Origin of the sequence: Streptomyces cyanogenus (assembly GCF_017526105.1) — a bacterium.
Classification (GTDB): Bacteria; Actinomycetota; Actinomycetes; order Streptomycetales; family Streptomycetaceae; genus Streptomyces; species Streptomyces cyanogenus.
Genome location: NZ_CP071839.1, coordinates 5,820,947 through 5,837,538, shown reverse-complemented (window position 1 = coordinate 5,837,538; position 16,592 = coordinate 5,820,947). Strand labels below are relative to the sequence as shown.

The window sequence follows — 16,592 nt, the reverse complement described above, 5'->3', positions numbered from 1 at the left end:
GAAGATCTCTCCTTCGAAGTCAGTCAACCGTCACCTGACAAGTTGACTTAGCAAGTTCGAAGCTAGGGATGCCAAGTTGACTTGTCAAGTGGAAACGGGGGCGCGCAGCTCCGGGCCTGGGTCAGCTCAGGCGGTAGGTGTCTTCGAGTTCCTGCCGGTCGGCAGGCAGCAGCACGTCTGAGACCTGCAACGCCTGACCCGCGGCATCACACGCGACTACCAGGAGGCTGAGGACGGGCACGCCGTCGGGGATGCCGAGAAGGCCGGCTTCACCGGCTTCTGGCAGTCGGGCCGAGACCCGTTCCGTCACGTGGTCGAAGCGGACCTTCTTCCGCGACTCCAGATGATCGCGCAGGCTTCCGCCCAGGGCCTCACTGCTCGCCAGCTCCGTGCCGTCGACCAGGGCCGCGGGGAAGTAGGACGAGACCAGCTCGACAGCTTCGCCTTCCTCTTCGACGAGGAACCGGCGCATGAGTACCTTGGCACCCTTGGGCAGACCGAGTGCAGAGGCGACACGGGCGGGAACGGGCACTTCGCCGACCTCCACGAGACGACCGGGAGTCCGCGACTCGTCGCGCTCCAGCGCCTCACGGCCTCTGCGGTCCTTCTCCTCCGCGGCGGCCGGCCGCCCACGCACGATCGTGCCGAAGCCCTGCCGAGACTCCAGCCAGCCATCCCGCTTCAACAGCTCCAGCGCCCGCACGACGGTCGGGCGGGACATCCCGAAGGACTGCACCAGCTGATTTTCGCTGGGAACGCGGGTGCCGGGCGGATACGTACCGTCCTCGATGCGCCGCTGGATGGTCTGCGCGAGGCGTACGTACTTCGGTGCCTCCACCTCATACACCATGAACGCCGCCCATCGAGATTGGCCAAGTCAACTGGTCAACCAGACTAGCGCTGCATTGCAATGCAATGTAATAGGGGGTGCTCCGGTCAGAGCCAGGCATCGGCCATCACGAAGGACACGACCGTGCCGCCGAAGGCGCTGGGCCCTGAATGCCAGGAGTCGGCGATGGAATCGACCAGCAGCAGGCCGCGCCCGTGCGCTTCCTCGGCGTCCGGCCGGCGCAGCCGCACGTTCGCAGGAAAGCCGGGGTTGTGGACCTCCACCCGAAGCGAGGCCCCGTCACGGAACCACTCCACCCTGACGAGCCACGGCTCATCGGACCGGCCGTAGAGGATGGCGTTGGTCACCAATTCCGAGATCATCAGCACGCAGTCGTCGACCGAGCAGGCCGGGCTGTAGGGCGCGATGAACTTCTTGAACCAGCGCCGAGCCCGAGGCACCGATTCAGGGGTCGGGTGCAGAGTCATCGCCCCGAGCCGGGGCGACTCCGGGCATGGGTCACGGTCGAGCGTGTAGGCCATCCGTGCTCACTCCTTGCCGGTGCCGTCGCTGTCGAGGCACCGATGTGGCACGGGCACGGTCGTTGACGGTGGAGAGCGCCAGCGTGGTGCGCGAGCTGCCGCGCTTCCATCCGCGACCCCGGCAACCCCGGCAAACTAAGCGCGCGTCCTGTTGCGGCCGCTGACTCGTCACGCCCGTGCCCCCTTCCGTAAGTGGCCTTGGCCACTTACTGGATAGTGGCATTAGCCACTTGCGGCGTGCAAGCGGTTCGACGCAATCAGACGAACCATCAGGTGAGCGGGTAGCCCTGTTCGAACGCCCAACGGTGAGGCGGGTACGTCGCCTCGGCGAACTCCAGCGGTCGGTCCTGGAGGTCGAAGACCACGTGATGAACCACCAGCACGGCCGAACCGGCCTCCAGCTGGAGGTCCGCCGCCTCCTCGTCGGTCGCCGAGCGAGCGCACATGCGGTCTTCCGCGTAGCTTCCTTGACGCCCCGTCATGTTCTCCACATACATCAGGGTGCCTTCTTGAATCCGCTCCGGGTCCATGAGCTTGGGTGCCTTCTGACCGACGTCCGGCGCGAACCAGGAGGTGGACAGAGTGATGGGCCCGTCCTGGTTGTTGGTGACACGCCGCCGATGCACGGCCCGCCGGTCCTTCGTCAGCCCCAGCGCCTCGGCGACGTGGTCCGGCGCCTCCATCCAGCCGGCCGACGTGATGACCGCGTACTCACCAGGGGTGTAGATCTTCCCCGTCTGGCGAGCGCGCCCGTACAACTCCCGTGCACGGCGATTGACTTCCAGGCTCCGGACGTAGGTACCCGATCCCTGCCGCTTCTCGACCAGGCCCTGATGACTCAGCGCCTCCAACGAGCGGGCAGCCGTCGGCCTGGACACCTTCCAATCCGCCGCAAGTTGGCGTTCCGAGGGGACCTCCTCCCCCGGTCGCAAGTCTCCCCGAAGAATCTGATCACGGATGAAGTGCGCGATCTGGAGATACTTCGGCTGAGCCTCCTCGATCTGAGGCATGTGCCCTCCTCGCCCAAGTGGCTATGGCCTCTAGCCACTATAGGGTGAGTGGCCAGTATTCGAACCCGTACGCTGGGCAGCATGACGCGGTTGATCGTCGCAGCAGGAGGAGGGGGCGACGCAGTCGCCGCCGCAATGCTTCACGCCGCCCTGTACGGTGACGAGGACCAGGCGGTGATCCTCACGTACGCGTGGGACCGCCTGCTCATCGACCCGGTACCGGGCCCACGAGGGGCCGGCGACTTCACCGGCCTCCAGCAGATCACCCCCGCCGTCTCGGCAGTGCCGGCCGAGGCCCGTCCGATCGCACCAGCCGGTTCCACACTGCCTAGGCTCGCCGCGGAACTCCCGCATACCTTCGCACTGCTCGACCCATACCGAGGTGCCGAAGGCGTGACGCGCCAGCTGGAGGAACTGGTCAGTCACTTCGAGCCGGAGTCCATCGACCTCCTGGACGTGGGCGGTGACATCCTCGCCCGGGGCGACGAGCCGACGCTGAAGAGCCCTCTCGCCGATGCCCTCACCCTGGCCGCTGCCTGCCAGGTGAACGCGTCGGTCCGCTTCCTGGTCGCCGGCCCCGGCCTGGACGGCGAACTCTCCCCCGACGACCTACGTCCGATGCTCGGTTCTGTCGTTCACACCCTCACCGCGGACGACGTGCAGCGGATCAGCACAGTCCTGGAGTGGCACCCCTCGGAGGCAACCGCGATGCTCGCCGCAACGGCCCGAGGCGTCCGGGGCACCTGCGAGGTACGCGACGCCGGCCTCCCTGTGGCTCTCACCGACGAGGGCCCCCGAGTGCACGAGGTCGACCTGGACGAAGCGGTGAGCCGCAACAGTCTGGCCCGGGCCATCATGACGACCGCGGCCCTAGACGAGGTCGAGGCACATAGCCGCGAGATCTGCGGCTTCTCCGAGATCGACTACGAGCGCAACAAGGCCGCGTGGCTGAAGGAGCAGTCACCGGTGGAGCTGGACGCCGAGGCCGTGTTGCCGCAGCTGGACCAGTTCGAGGCGGACGCCGGCAGCCGCGGAGTCACCCACACGACGTTCCGCCGCATCACCGAGGCTCTGAATCTCAACGGCTCGCAGCGCAGCACCCTGCGCCAGCTGCTCATCGACAGCCGCCCGGAGCAGTACGACGCGCCCCTATGGCGCATCACTAGGACTGCCTGAGTAACAACTTTCTCTACGGGTTCAAGGCCCGCGCACGGCGCGGGCGCGCGCCGCCTCTGCGGCGCGGCCTGCCTCCTGTCTTCGCCCCGGCTGGCCGCGCCCGGCGGCGCGCTGGGCGGCTGCGGGCACGTCGTGGGGAGAAACCCTCTGTGGCTGGGGCGGTCGGCTCCACGGCTTTAGGCAGCCAATTTGGCGCGAGCCTCGAAGATCATGGCCCAAAATCGGGCACTAACGGGCAGGCTCACAAACCTGCCCGATCCGCTGGCTAGCGTAATGGGCCATGATCACTCGCGCCAAATCAGCTCCAGCCCAAAGCCGCTCCACCGACCTAGGATGCCACTTTAGGCGGCAAATTGGACACGTTTTGGTGCGCGAACCACAAACGCTTAAGGCTCATAAGCAGTGACAAGATCAAATGAGAAAACGTAGTCACCAAGATTCCCGTCCAGGCTACTCCGATGGATTTTTTTGGATCATGTGTGGCGGTGACAATGACAAGGAGAACAACAAGCAGTAGGCCAACCAATACAGCCCAACTCAAATTTGCAAAGAGCTCACGGACATTACGGATGACGACATGATCAGGGTCTAGCCCTTCATCTCGCCGAACACGCAAGCTAAGGGTGAAGACGTTCGTCAAAAGCCCGAACAAGAGGCCGGTGAAGACCCCTACTCCGCCGATGAGCTTGGAGACGTCAAGAATGTGAAGGTGGCCGAAATGCCGAAGTAGCCCACATGTAACGCCCAGCACCAGAGGAAGGCCGATGAAGACAACAACGTCGCCCGCTCGCCTCTTACCATCGGCATCTACATAGGTGCGGAAGTTAGCCGCCGCGATATCTCGTACATCCCACTTACCACTCACGGCGGCCCCCTCATGCGACGTCAGCTAGATCATCCAGGCACCTCGGTCCGCACCCAGGTAGTCCAGTGAAGCACCTACCTCTGACAACACCTCGCGCCGGAACACCTCGTCCCCAGGAGGACCGTTGCGAGGCCCCTCAAGTGCATAGTTGAAGCGCGGCCAGTCCCGGTCGACGACGATGGTACGGGACCTACCGCCCCGTTCGATCTGAAGACGCACCTCGTCCGCTTCCGGCAGTCCGCTCACGGAGAAGACGGAGTCGGGCGGCAGCCGCTTCTCGATCGCGCGCGTGATCCACTCGCGAGGCAGCCGGAGACGCCGAGCGGCTTTGATGCGATGCTCTTGAACCCGCGTACCCACGCTTCGATCTTCACCGTCACGTTCGCGCGTGATGTAAGTGATCTCCTGAAGGCTGGATTCCTCGATAAACTTCGTCCAGGCGTTTGTGTCCTGGAAGTAGTTGATGTCGACCGAAAGCCTCTCGGAGTCGTAACGCTCCTTGAACCAATCACGGAACATGGGAGTGAGTGAGCCGATGGCGCTCGTGTGGCCGATAACTTCAGTTGCCCACAGGGCGAAGTCGCCAACCGTCGGTACGAACAAAGCTTGCCTTAGCGGGTAGGCCGCCGCATCATCATCTTGTATCTCGTAGGCATCGTCGCCAGTTTCGGTGTCGACAACCTTGCCCCGGGTTCCATATCTGCCGGACTCGACAGTGAACCAGAGCGTGCGTCGGTCTTCCTCCATCGAGTGCAGCCGCGCATAGCGCTCAGACCTCTCGACGGTCGCCCCCTTGGTGCCGATACCATCCACCAGGAACTTCGTATATATCTCAAAGAGATCATCTTTTCGCGGATTGAAGCAATACACCTGGCGATACGACTTCGGTTCCTGGATCTTACGTACCCGAATTTCGTACAGCGCGAACTGATGCCTCGGCATATGCCACCTCCGTGTGATGTGCAGATGATAGACCCAGTAGACGACGGTGCGTGACCCTTCAACCGAACTCTGTAGTCGCCATCTGGCCTCCAACGCAGTGACCACCATCGGGAGCTCACGCACGAGCGCCCTCCCGGGCCGTCCTCGGGCCGTGGAAGGGCGCTCAATGGTGACCAACGTCGACAGGTGCCGACAGCTCGGCGGCAGGTCAGGGCGTTGATCGGTTCGGCGGCCGCAGGTCACGGCCGCCGGTGATCAGTTGTGGCTGTACAGAGCGCTGTGCGTCCGGGCCAGACAGAGCGAGAGGAGGGCCGGCGTCGCTTCCTCTGCCGGCAGACTACTTCTCGGAAGGGGTCCTTCCCGACAAGGGCTAGGAGCAGCTAGTAGTACTCCCGGATGTATCCCAGTGCTTTCCCGAAGACATCCTGGTCGCGGATCTTGAACTTGATGTAGAGCGCCTTGCGGAGCGCCTGCTGGACGAGGCGATCGCCTTCGTTGGTGCCCTGCCAGCCGTCAAAGCGGACGGTACGGACGACGGAGTCGACCTCGTCGACGACCTTTTCGGCGATGATCGGGGTCTCCTCGCTCTTGAGTGACTCGAAGAGGTCGGTCAAGGCGGCCTTGCCGTGCTCCTCACGGGGCACCTCGGCGGCGGCTTTCTCTGCTGCGACTGTGTCTCGCGCCAGGGCGAAGAGTTCCTTGAGGAACTCCAGCGATGCCTGCTGGGAGTGGGCGTACTTCTCCCGCAGAGCATTCAACCGCTGGCCGAGCTCGATGAAGGCCGGGTTGCCGACGTGCTTGGCGATGCGGGCGGTGATCCACTTCTCGACTTCGACGGGGTCGATGTCTTTGCGCTTGCCGGTCATCAGGTCCTCGATGACCTGCGCGTCGAGGACGATGGTCTCCAGGTCGGTGCGGGGGACCTCGACGGTGACGTGCTCGTTTATGAGCTCGAGGGTCTTGGCGCCCAGTGTGTGCCAGACCAGTCGGCCGGTGACGTCGGTGGGCTGCACGGACTGGTAGACGTCGGTCAGCCAGCGGTAGTCCGACTCGTACTCGGACAGGATCGGGTCCGGGGAGAGGGTCTCCCACAGCTGGGCGACGACGCTGTACGCAGCACCGAAGGCATCGCGGGACTCGTCGGAGTCGATCGCGGTCTGTGCCTGGATCAGCCCCTCGTAACCGCCGACGGTACGGTCCACGCCAGGGAAGAACGCCAGAGCAGCTTCGATCGCGGGGCCGAGCTGCTCGCGCAGGACCGCGATGTTGGAGATGGCCTGCTGGACGGACTTGTCGTCAAACTCGAAGGCCTTGGCGACGTCGTCGAAGATGCCGAGGTAGTCCACTATCAGGCCGTGGGTCTTCGCGGGCGGGTAGACCCGGTTGGTGCGGCAGATCGCCTGGAGCAGGGTGTGCTCGCGCAGGGGCTTGTCGATGTACTGGGCATAGAGGATCGGGGCGTCGAAGCCGGTGAGCAGCTTCGCGGTCACAATGATGATCTTCAACGGGTCCGCCGGGTCGTTGAAGCGAGCGGTGATCCGCTCCAGCTCCACTCGACCGGGCGTCCACTGCTTCCACGCCGGCTTGTCACCGCGGCTGGCGGACATCACGATCGTGGACACGTCCGGGCCGAGCAGGCGGTCAAGCTCTTTCTTGTACGCCACGCAGGTGGCCTTGTCGTAGACCACGACCTGTGCCTTGAAGCCCTGCGGCTCGACCTTGGTGGTGAAGTGCTCAGCGATGTCGGCGGCGATCTTGCGGACCCGGGCGGGCGCCTTGATCAGCGCCTCCAGGGAGGCGGCGTTCTTCGACAGGGTGGTGCGCTCCTCCTCGGTGAGCCCGTGACGGTCGGCGAGCTCGTCGAAGGCCGTGGTGATCGCCTCCTCGTCCAGGTGGATCTCCGAGAGGCGTGGCTCGAAGTGCAGCGGCAGGGTGGCGCCGTCGCGGATGGAGTCGGAGAAGGAGTAGCGGGAGAGATACCCCTGCTCGTCGGCCTCGGAGCCGAACCACATGAACGTGTTGCGGTCGCGCTTGTTGATCGGCGTCCCGGTCAGCCCGAACAGGAACGCGTTGGGCAGCGCCTCGCGCATCTTGCGGCCATAGTCGCCCTCCTGGGAGCGGTGGGCCTCGTCGACCATCACGATGACGTTGTCGCGCGCGTCCAGCACACCGGGTGCTTCGCCGAACTTGTGGATCGTGGTGATGATGATCTTCCGCGCCCCCGCAGTCAGGAGCTCCTGCAGCTCCCTGCGGGACTCGGTGGAGACCAGGTTCGGTACGTCGGAGGCGTTGAACGTCGCGGTGATCTGGGTGTCCAGGTCGATCCGGTCGACCACGATGATGACCGTCGGCGAGGTCAGCCCCGCCATCGCGCGCAGCTTCTGCGCGGTGAACACCATCAGCAGCGACTTCCCCGACCCCTGGAAGTGCCAGATCAGCCCCTGCTTGATCCGCCCGTGCAGCACCCGCTCCACGATCAGGTTGGTCGCCTGGAACTGCTGGAACCGCGCGATCACCTTGATCTTGCGGTGCTTCTTGTCGGTCGCGAACAGCGTGAAGAACCGCAGGAAGTCCAAGATCGCATCCGGATCAAGAACGCCCTCGACCGCCTCCTTGACCGCCGCGAGGCCCACCTTCGCCAGGGTGTGGTCGTCACCGGACTCGTCCGCCCGCCACGGTCCCCACAGCTCCACCGGCATCCCGACCGACCCGTAGCGGAAGTCCTTGCCCTCGGTGGCGAAGTTGAGCACGTTCGGCACGAAGAACGCCGGCACGTTGACCTCGTAGTCCTCCTTGACCTGCGCGGCCGCGTCGATCCAGGAGTACGCCAGCCGCACCGGCGACTTCGCCTCCCCCACGACCAACGGGAAGCCGTTGCACCAGATCACCAGGTCGAAGCGCCGCTCCAGCCGCCCGACCCCGTAGGTCACCTCGGTGGAGACGATCCAGTTGTTCGCACTGTGCTCGCCGGGGTGGTCGAAGTCGATCAGTCTGACGGTCACATGCTCGCCATCGGGCCCGAACGGCATCGACTTCTGCCCTGTGAGCCATGCCGCGAACTGCTCGTTCGCCACCACCGGATTCGGCGTGTTGCGCGCGGAGATCAGGATCGCCCGCAGCTGGTAGATCACCTCATCGGCCAGACGCGGATCCGCCTCGATGGTCGGGTTGAGGCTGATTAACGCCTCCCGCACCTGCTGCTCCAGCAACACCTCATCGGTGCGCCGTGGCAGATGACTCCCCGGCACGAACCGCACATCGACCGACTCCACCAGATCCCGGACGAAGTCGCGCACCGTGTTTGCCTCGTTGAAGGTCACTCGGCACCCCCGAAGATCTCGTCGTGAAGGCTTCTACGGAACACGTCGAGTTCTGAGCGTTCCCCTGCCACGCTCGTAAGTGCGTCTTCGAACGAGGTCACACGACCGAGCAAGTGGGTCTGATCTGCAATGGAAGGCACCGCAATGCTGCGCGCGATGTAGTCCTTGACTGACAGGTTCGTGATGTTGGTCGTCTTCTTTGCGTAACTCCGAGTCACACCAGCCACCCAGTCATGTCGAAGACGCCAGAACAGGAAACGTGGCTCCACAACTTCCCGGTTCGGCCGAAGCAGCCGCTGAAAGTCGGTGGGTATGCAGGGAGCCAGCTCTCCGTGAGCGATCACGACGCGCCCGACTGGTTGCGAGGGCGAGCCTCCAGATCGCTCAAGGATGATGTCCCCGTCACGAACAAGGCGCACCTCGGCCTGCCGCCTGCTCACCGAACGAACAGGCGACCCATCAGTTAGCAGTTGAGTCGCGCCATCCGCATACACGCGTGGCCCGAGCGCCAGTACGTCAACCTCGGCCTCACCCTCTGGTGAGCCCCAGATTCCACCAATGACATCAGTACAGAGGTCAACGATCTTTACCTGCGGGCCAGGGGCCGCCCGGAACGAGTCAGCAAGGAAACGCTGAAGCACGGCCTCGATTGCCGAGACCTGGCCATCCAATTCGGCTCTGTGGCGTTCCAGCGCCCAGAGGAGGTCGGCGAGGCGCTGCTGTTCATCGAGCGGGGGAAGGTCAAACTCGTACGCGGCCAGCTCGCCCCAGTTCAGGTAAGGGTTGACCGAGCCACGTGAGTGGGCGATCGCGTACGAGTGGAACCTCTCGGCCGAGAGAAGGAACGGAAGGAACTCCTGCAGGAGCAGGTTCTCGTCGAGGGTCTCCAGTACGAAGGTCTTCTCGCCTGTGATCCCCTCGAATTCCGGGACGGCGACCTTGCGAAGGTACGTTCGCCTGGAGACGTAGAGGACGTGGCCGGGCTTGAACCGCTTGTAGAACATCGGCCCTATCGGGTCGCGCCCGATGACGCCCCAGTCGGTGATCGAGAGGCTGCCACTGGGGATGTGCTCGCCAGCGAGGAACCGCTCTAGGTCAGAGGTCTCGGCGTCGACTCGGTCGGTGACGTGCCGGACCACCTCTTTAAGGGTGACGCGCTTCCAGGTGGTCTTGTCGAGGCTCAGGCTCATGCCGAGGCCTCCGTTCGCATCAGGGACAGGACATCGGCGACGGCCGCGTCAGAGCTCTGCGCGGCAGTACGCCAGGCAGCGAGGGCCTCGGCGAGGTCGATCTGTTCTTCCTCGCCGCTGTCCATGGCACCCTCGACGTACGTCGGGATGGCCAGGCTGAAGCCCTTAGCAGCAATCTCATCGAGAGTGGCGACCGTCGCGAACTGCTTAAGATCCGCGAAGCCGCGGTATGCATCGAGAATCTTCTGCTGGTGAGTCTCGCGCAGGAAAGTCTGTCCCTGTTCGCGGGAGACCTCATTGAGGGCGTTGATGAAGAGAACCTTGCCCTGACGCTCGGCGGGCTTGCACGTCCGCAGGATGATGACGACGGCCGGCATCGGAGAGTTGTAGAACAGGCCCTCGCCGAGGCCGAGCACACACTCGACTAGGTCAGACTTGACCAGCCGCTCGCGCATAGTGGCCTCGTCACGGCGGAACAGGACCCCGTGGGGGAGCAGGATCGCGGAACGTCCAGTGGTGGGATTCAGACTCTTGGCGATGTGCTGGAAGAAGGCGTAGTCGGCGCGCCCCTGGGGCGGTAGGCCCCACATGTTGCGCCCGTAGGGGTCCTTGGCAAACGCGTCGCGGTTCCATGCCTTGATGGAGTAGGGCGGGTTGGCCAGGACGACGTCGAAGGTCTGCAGGCCGCCCTGGGCGTTGAGGAAGGCAGGCTTGGTGAGGGTGTCGCCATGGGCGATGTGACTGTCGGTGACGCCATGCAGGAACAGGTTCATGCGGGCGATGGCAGAGGTTCCGTAGTTGAGCTCTTGGCCATACAGGCGCAGGTTTCGCCACTCCTTGCCCTGGCGCTTGACCTCGGCTGCGGTGGAGATGAGCATGCCGCCGGTGCCGCAGGTCGGGTCGTAAACGGACTCGCCGGGCTGGGGCTCGAGCATGAGCGTCATCAGGTGCACCAGGGTGCGGTTGGTGTAGAACTCCTGGGCGGTGTGGCCGGAGTCGTCGGCGAACTTCTTGATCAGGTACTCATAACCCTGCCCGAGCTCATCCTCGGGCAGGTTCGCCACCGACAGCGTCTTGGTCGAGAAGTGCTCGATCAGGTCCGAGAGGGTCGAGTCGGGTAGCAGGTCCTTGTTGGTCCACTCGCCGTCGCCGAAGACGCCGGTGAGGGTGTCGGGATTGGCAGACTCGATGGCCCGCATCGTGGCCTTGAGTGCGGTGCCGACGTTGCTGGTGACCTTGCGCAGGTCGGCCCAGTGGGCGCCGTCGGGGATGGCGAAGCGGTGGTTCTCCGGAAGGTCGGCGAGCTCCTCGTCGCCGTACACCTTCAGGGCGGCGGCGTGCTCCTCGTCGTAGACGTCGGAGAGGCGCTTGAGGAAGACCAGCGGGAAGATGTACTGCTTGTAGTCGCCGGCGTCGATCAGCCCCCTCAGCAGGACTGCGGCACCCCACAGGTAGGACTCCAGTTCCCGCTGGGTGATCCGCTTCGGGCTCGTCGTGGTCATGCGCCCAGCCCCCACTTCGCCAGCTCGGCCTCCAACGCTGTGCGGGTCTCGCGGGTCTTCGCGTGCGCGGTCTCCAGGTCGGCCACGGCCTGCTTCAGGGTGGTCTGCTCGCCGACCTCGGCTGGCTCGACGTACAGCGGGATATTCAGGTTCCAGCCGTTGGCCTTGATGTCGTCCAGGGTTGCGACCGCGGCCAGGCCGGGCTGGTCGGCGTACTCCTGATATGCCTTCAGGAGGGTCTCAGCGTGGTCGGGTTCGAGGCTGTTCTGGTTGCGGCCGCGCTTGAAGAGCAACTCTCCGTTGACGAAGAGCACCTTGTCCTGCTGCTCGGCGGAGCGCTGACGGCGCAGGATCAGCACGCAGGCGGCCAGGCCGGCGCCGTAGAACAGGTTGGGCGCCAGGCCGATGACGGCCTCCACGAAACCGGCTTTGAGGACGTGCTCGCGGACGCGGCCCTCGGCGCCCTGACGGAACAGGGCGCCCTGCGGGAGGACGACCGCGACCCTTCCCCCGGTGGGTGCAGCGGAGGTGAGCATGTGCTGGACCCAGGCCCAGTCGGCGTACCCCTTCGGCGGCACCCCGCCCAACTCATTACGACCCCACGGATCGGAGGCCCACTGCTCGTGGCCCCAGTTCTTCAACGAGAACGGCGGGTTGGCGATCACGCAGTCGAACCTGGCCAGCCGACCGTGGTCGAAGTAGGCCGGGTCGCGCAGTGTGTCGCCGCGCTCGATGTGGAAGTCCTCCATGCCGTGCAGCAGCAGGTTCATCCGGGCGATCGCGGAGGTGGTGAGCACCTTCTCCTGGCCGTACAGCTTGCCGAGCACGCTCTTCGGGTCACCGCCGCGGGCCTTGATGTGCTGGATGACCTCGATCAGCATGCCGCCGGTGCCACAGGCCGGATCGTAGACCGTCTCGCCCTCCTGGGGGTCGAGGATGTTGACCAGCAGCGCGACCACCTCGCGCGGGGTGTAGTACTCGCCGGCCTTCTTGTTGGACTGGTCGGCGAACCGCTTGATCAAGTACTCGTACGCCTGCCCCAGCACGTCGGGGGCGGCCTGGGAGATCGAAAGGGTCTTGGTCGAGAAGTGCTCGATCAGATCGATCAGCTTGCGGTCTGGGAGCTTGTCCTTGTTGGTCCAGGTCGCGCCGCCGAAGATGCCGTACAGCGTGCCCTGGTTGGCTTGCTCGATCCCGCGGAAGGCGGTCTTGAGCGCCTCACCGACGTTCTCGGTGCGTTCGCGCACGTCTGCCCAGTGGCATCCCTCGGGGATGGTGAACCGGTGGTTCTCCTCGAACGCCGCATACGTGTGGTCGCCACCGGACTCGTCCAGCGCGCGGTCGTACTCCTCGTCGTACACATCGCTGATCCGCTTGAAGAACATCAACGGGAAGATGTACGCCTTGAAGTCCGCCTGATCGATGCTGCCCCGCAGCAGATCAGCCGCCTTCGCCAGATACGACTCCAACTCCCCCAACGTCAACGGCATCGGAAGCTCCTGCTCCCCAACACCGACCGCACTCGACCCCACTCGATCACTGCCCGTTTCCATACTTGGCCTGCTCGGCTCGCCGTCCCGGCGCACGTGTCGGAGCCTAACGGGATCCGCCAGGGCTGTACCAAATACATGTCGAAATTTCGACCTCCCAGTCCAGGCCACGGCATGGGTCGACTGATGCACGCCGGGGACGAAAGCGCATAAAATTGCGCAAGCCGCCACAAGAGCGACTGGCCCCGCCGGTTTCCGTTCCCCGAGCCGGATACTGACCGGGCGCAGTGGGAGGCTCGGCAATCCCGCCGCGTGGAACTGGACGCGATCCGTATCAGCTCCTTGTTGAGTGAGGAGGGCAGGCCGACGATGAGGTCGCCAACCACAACGGCTTTACCACTTCGGAACGACGCGAGCGGGAGCAGAGGAGCTCGTTCAGCGGGTCCGCGACGAGAAATCCATGAAGTATGCCGAGGGCGTCGGTGAGTGGAGGGAATCGCCCGCGCCGATGGGCGCTGAGTAGCCGTGGACCATCCGTGGACGCAGCCAAGCCTTCCAACATGACATAGGCCCTTGACCAGCAACGTTGTCGGAGTCCGAAGGGGCCTCCGGAGCCGTATGCGCAGGTTCGAATCCTGCCGGGGGCACTCAGCAGTCAGCCAGCAAGAATCAGGCTCTGACCAGCGCGAATGCCGACATGGGAGAGCGGGAGTCAGTCTCACTGACTCCCGCTCTTTCTCGTTGTCTCTCACTGAGCGTTTTCAGCGTTGCCTCTCCAGGGTGAGGACAGCCTTGGTGATGACGAACATGCGGTTGGGGCTGATGCGTGATCTGCGGAAGATCTGCCAGGACTTCAGCCTTGCCATGCCGCGTTCGACCGGTGCCCTCGCCACAGCCAGGGCTCGGTTGACGGTGCGCTGGGTGAGGGTGAGTTCACCGCCTGGTGGCCGTTTGAGTCCGGTGGTGACCCAGCTACCGGCACCCTGGTAGGCGCGGTCGGCGAGGATCGGGACGCCCTGACGCTCGCAGATCCGAATGATGCGGTGGTTGCGGGCTGCGGTCAGGTCATGGATGCGTCCCGGCAGCGCGGGCGAGATCCACAGCACCTCACCGGTGGGGTCGGTGACGACCTGGACGTTCACTCCGTGCCGGCAGTGCTTGGCCGAGTAGTCGGCTCGGCTGTCGCCGACGCGGGCGCACTCGGCCAGGGTCCCGTCCAGCAGGACGAACTCCGGATCGTGCTGGCGCAGAGTCTTGAGCAGGCCGGGGGCTCGTTCGGCCAGCAGGTCGGTCACGGCGGTGACATACGCGTGGGCGGTGCCGACGGATATCCCGAAGCCGGATGCGATCCGGGTGAGGGCGTCGTGGCGGCGTAGGTACACCAGAGCGACGAGCACCCGCTGGTGCGGCGGGAGTTTGCACCGTCGGTCACCCTCACGAGTGACGATGAGCATCGTGACCCACTCGACGAGGGCGTGCGGAAGGTCGAGTGCGGCAGGATAGGGAACCAACGAGGCTCCTGTGCCGATGGGTTGAGACTTCGAACACCTCCCTCAACGGCACGGGGGCTTCGTACGTTGCGGCCCTCACCTCGACCTGACGGGCGTCACCCGATCAGTGGCCACGCTGAAAACGCTCACTGTCCGCGCACCATCTGCGATACACGCGACACACGTCCGACACACTCACGGGCTCCTCACGCTTGGGGCATCCCCTGACGACGTCGGGGGTTGTGCGGAAGGATGTGGACATGCCCAAACCGAGGAGCTTCACAGCATGGTTGAAGACCCAAGCCGGCCGTGACCCCAGCCTGTGTGAGGTGACATCCACGGCTGACATCAACGACAGCGGACAGCAGTGGCGCGGTGCGGTCTGACACGGCCACGGCCGCCCCGCGCAGCACGGGGGGACAGGCGGTCAGACCTAACTCCTGGAGCGGGTCTGGTCCTCGGCCTCTAATGCGTCGGGCTTGGGCTGGGCGGTGCGCTGGTGGCGGTGCCGCCCTTCGAAGGGCTTGGTGATGGGGGCGTCGTGCCAGCGGTTGGCGCCGTCGCGGGTGTCGTCCGGCTCGGGCCGGCGGCCCCGTCTGCGGTCGGCGCGGGTCGTGGCGGCGGTGACGCCGATCCGGGCGGCCGCGAGCTCGCGAGCGGTGCAGAGGCGCTGCGGCTCGAGCTCGGGGCAGCCGCCGGATAAGAAGCGCCGAGTGTCCTGGAGACGGGCTGGGCATGAGATCCGGTTGCCGCAGCCGCAGGGTGGGACGCACCGAATGCCCTGGAGGGTGGCTGAGCGCCGTGAGATCGGGTGGGTGGGAGGGCACCGGGCCGGCTCTTGTCAGTCGCCGTACCGGAGTGCGGGTGCGAGGGGGTTTCGGCGGGCGTCGCTGCTGCCCGGTCGTCGCTTCCGCTGGTGCTCGATGTGACGGCAAGAGTCGCGCCCAGGGCCACGGAGAGGGCCAGGGCCGTCCCCGCTGCCAGGCGACGGCTGTGGCGAGTGCCGCCGGGGAGGTTGCGTCGGGTGACTGCCGCCTCCTGAGAGCGTATGTGCTCTTCCGTTCCGGGGTGAGCGGCCAGCGGCGTCGGAAGGCGCGCCTCGGAGGGCGCCGAGAGCGGCAGGGGGTATGGATCAGGTTCGGCGTTCCGGGAGGTGAGGGCTTGCGCGCACTGCTCGGCGTCCGGACGGGCCTCGGGGTCCTGGGCGGTCATGGCCCGCAGCAGGGCCGCGAGGTCCGAGGGGAGCCAGGTGGGGACTTCGGGTGGGCGGTGTAGGCGGGCGACTGTCGCTTCCAACGGCGTGCCCGGGTACTCCAGTTCGCCTTTCAAGCACTCCAGCAGGACCAGGCCGAGCGCGTAGACGTCGGCGGCCGGCCCGATCCGCCTGCCCTCCACCTGCTCCGGTGCCAGATAGGCGGCGGTGCCTATCAGCACGTCCGGTGCTGTATGGCGGGTGGCGTCGGCCAGGCGCGCGATGCCGAAATCAGCCAGGTGAGGAGCGCCGGCCGCGTCGAGGAGGATGTTCGACGGTTTGATGTCTCGGTGCACGACGCCGGCGCGGTGGACGTAGGCCAGCACCCGCGCGAGGGCGGCGCCCACATCTACCACACGCCGCTCTGACAGCGCTCCACACGCCAGAAGGCTGCGCAGCGTGGTGCCCTTGATCAGTTGCATGACCAGGTAGGTGCGGTCGTCGTGGCGGCCGGCGTCGTAGACGGTGACCAGTCCCGGGTGCTGCAGGCGGGCCAGAAGGACGGCCTCCGCGGTGAGACGGTCCTCCGTCTGCGGGTCTGGGCCGGGCCGGAACAGCTTGACGGCCACGGGCCTGCGAAGGCGCGTGTCAACGCCCTCGTACACGTCGGCCATGCCTCCCGCTCCGATTCTCGCGCCCAACCGGTAGCGGCCGGAGAGGACTTCAGCGGGCTGCTCGTACGCTGGAACCGGCGCTGGCGTCGGCGGGGCTGCTGATTGGCGGGCCTTCATCTGGTTCTCCGTTGCTGTCACCGCGTACCGGACTCGGCCATGGGCCATGCTGAGAGGCGGGTACCCCCAGCCTGTGCCAGATATCCGGACCAAGTCGGCGCAGCGACGAAAACGGCCCCACTTCCCCGTGGTTGGCGTGTCGCGGCAGGTCAGGCAAGCTGCCAGCCGGACAACTGCCGTCGTCGCCAACCTCCGCCGTCAGCGCCAGCCTCCGCCGTCAGCCGCTTCCCCGGCAGGTCACTGACCGGTAGCC

At 65.4% G+C, this 16,592-nt stretch carries 12 protein-coding genes; 1 reads left to right on the top strand and 11 read right to left on the bottom strand.

Features of this window, described 5'->3' with window-relative positions; translation table 11 throughout:
• Positions 1 to 121 precede the first annotated feature (121 nt).
• The 3 genes from S1361_RS26380 to S1361_RS26370 all read right to left on the bottom strand — a co-directional run bounded on the left by S1361_RS26380 (position 122) and on the right by S1361_RS26370 (position 2,381).
• Positions 122 to 850, bottom strand: a complete 729-nt coding sequence (locus S1361_RS26380; protein WP_208034388.1) for a GntR family transcriptional regulator — start codon at positions 848 to 850, stop codon at positions 122 to 124.
• Positions 851 to 936: 86 nt separating this feature from the next.
• Complete coding sequence (locus S1361_RS26375; RefSeq protein WP_208034386.1) at positions 937 to 1,371, bottom strand: ATP-binding protein; 435 nt, start codon at positions 1,369 to 1,371, stop codon at positions 937 to 939.
• Positions 1,372 to 1,640: 269 nt separating this feature from the next.
• Entirely contained in the window at positions 1,641 to 2,381 is a 741-nt protein-coding gene (locus tag S1361_RS26370) for a GntR family transcriptional regulator (RefSeq protein WP_208034384.1), read from the bottom strand.
• A 135-nt stretch (positions 2,382 to 2,516) separates the two neighbouring features.
• On the opposite strand from S1361_RS26370, the gene S1361_RS26365 reads away from it, so the two are divergent.
• Positions 2,517 to 3,557: a DUF1152 domain-containing protein gene (locus tag S1361_RS26365; RefSeq protein ID WP_243769557.1), complete on the top strand. Its 1,041-nt coding sequence runs from the start codon at positions 2,517 to 2,519 to the stop codon at positions 3,555 to 3,557.
• Positions 3,558 to 3,885: 328 nt separating this feature from the next.
• Here S1361_RS26365 and S1361_RS26360 read toward each other — a convergent pair whose 3' ends face one another.
• From S1361_RS26360 to S1361_RS26325, 8 genes are all read right to left on the bottom strand, one after another.
• Positions 3,886 to 4,422, bottom strand: a complete 537-nt coding sequence (locus S1361_RS26360) for a hypothetical protein (protein WP_208034380.1) — start codon at positions 4,420 to 4,422, stop codon at positions 3,886 to 3,888.
• Between the two features lie 24 nt (positions 4,423 to 4,446).
• Entirely contained in the window at positions 4,447 to 5,364 is a 918-nt protein-coding gene (locus tag S1361_RS26355; RefSeq protein ID WP_208034378.1) for a hypothetical protein, read from the bottom strand.
• A gap of 380 nt (positions 5,365 to 5,744) precedes the next feature.
• Positions 5,745 to 8,684 carry a type I restriction endonuclease subunit R gene (locus S1361_RS26350; protein WP_208034370.1) on the bottom strand — a complete coding sequence of 980 codons (2,940 nt, stop codon included), beginning with the start codon at positions 8,682 to 8,684 and terminating at the stop codon, positions 5,745 to 5,747.
• On the bottom strand, positions 8,681 to 9,874 hold the full coding sequence (locus tag S1361_RS26345) for a restriction endonuclease subunit S (RefSeq protein ID WP_208034368.1): 1,194 nt from the start codon (positions 9,872 to 9,874) through the stop codon (positions 8,681 to 8,683). Before S1361_RS26345 ends, S1361_RS26350 begins: the two co-directional genes overlap by 4 nt.
• Positions 9,871 to 11,376 carry a type I restriction-modification system subunit M gene (locus S1361_RS26340; RefSeq protein WP_208034366.1) on the bottom strand — a complete coding sequence of 502 codons (1,506 nt, stop codon included), beginning with the start codon at positions 11,374 to 11,376 and terminating at the stop codon, positions 9,871 to 9,873. Before S1361_RS26340 ends, S1361_RS26345 begins: the two co-directional genes overlap by 4 nt.
• Positions 11,373 to 12,866, bottom strand: coding sequence for a type I restriction-modification system subunit M (locus S1361_RS26335; RefSeq protein WP_208034364.1), 1,494 nt, complete (start codon positions 12,864 to 12,866; stop codon positions 11,373 to 11,375). Before S1361_RS26335 ends, S1361_RS26340 begins: the two co-directional genes overlap by 4 nt.
• A 761-nt stretch (positions 12,867 to 13,627) precedes the next feature.
• Positions 13,628 to 14,377, bottom strand: coding sequence for a transposase family protein (locus S1361_RS26330; protein ID WP_208034362.1), 750 nt, complete (start codon positions 14,375 to 14,377; stop codon positions 13,628 to 13,630).
• Between the two features lie 444 nt (positions 14,378 to 14,821).
• Positions 14,822 to 16,222, bottom strand: coding sequence for a serine/threonine-protein kinase (locus tag S1361_RS26325; RefSeq protein ID WP_243769306.1), 1,401 nt, complete (start codon positions 16,220 to 16,222; stop codon positions 14,822 to 14,824).
• Positions 16,223 to 16,592: the final 370 nt, after the last annotated feature.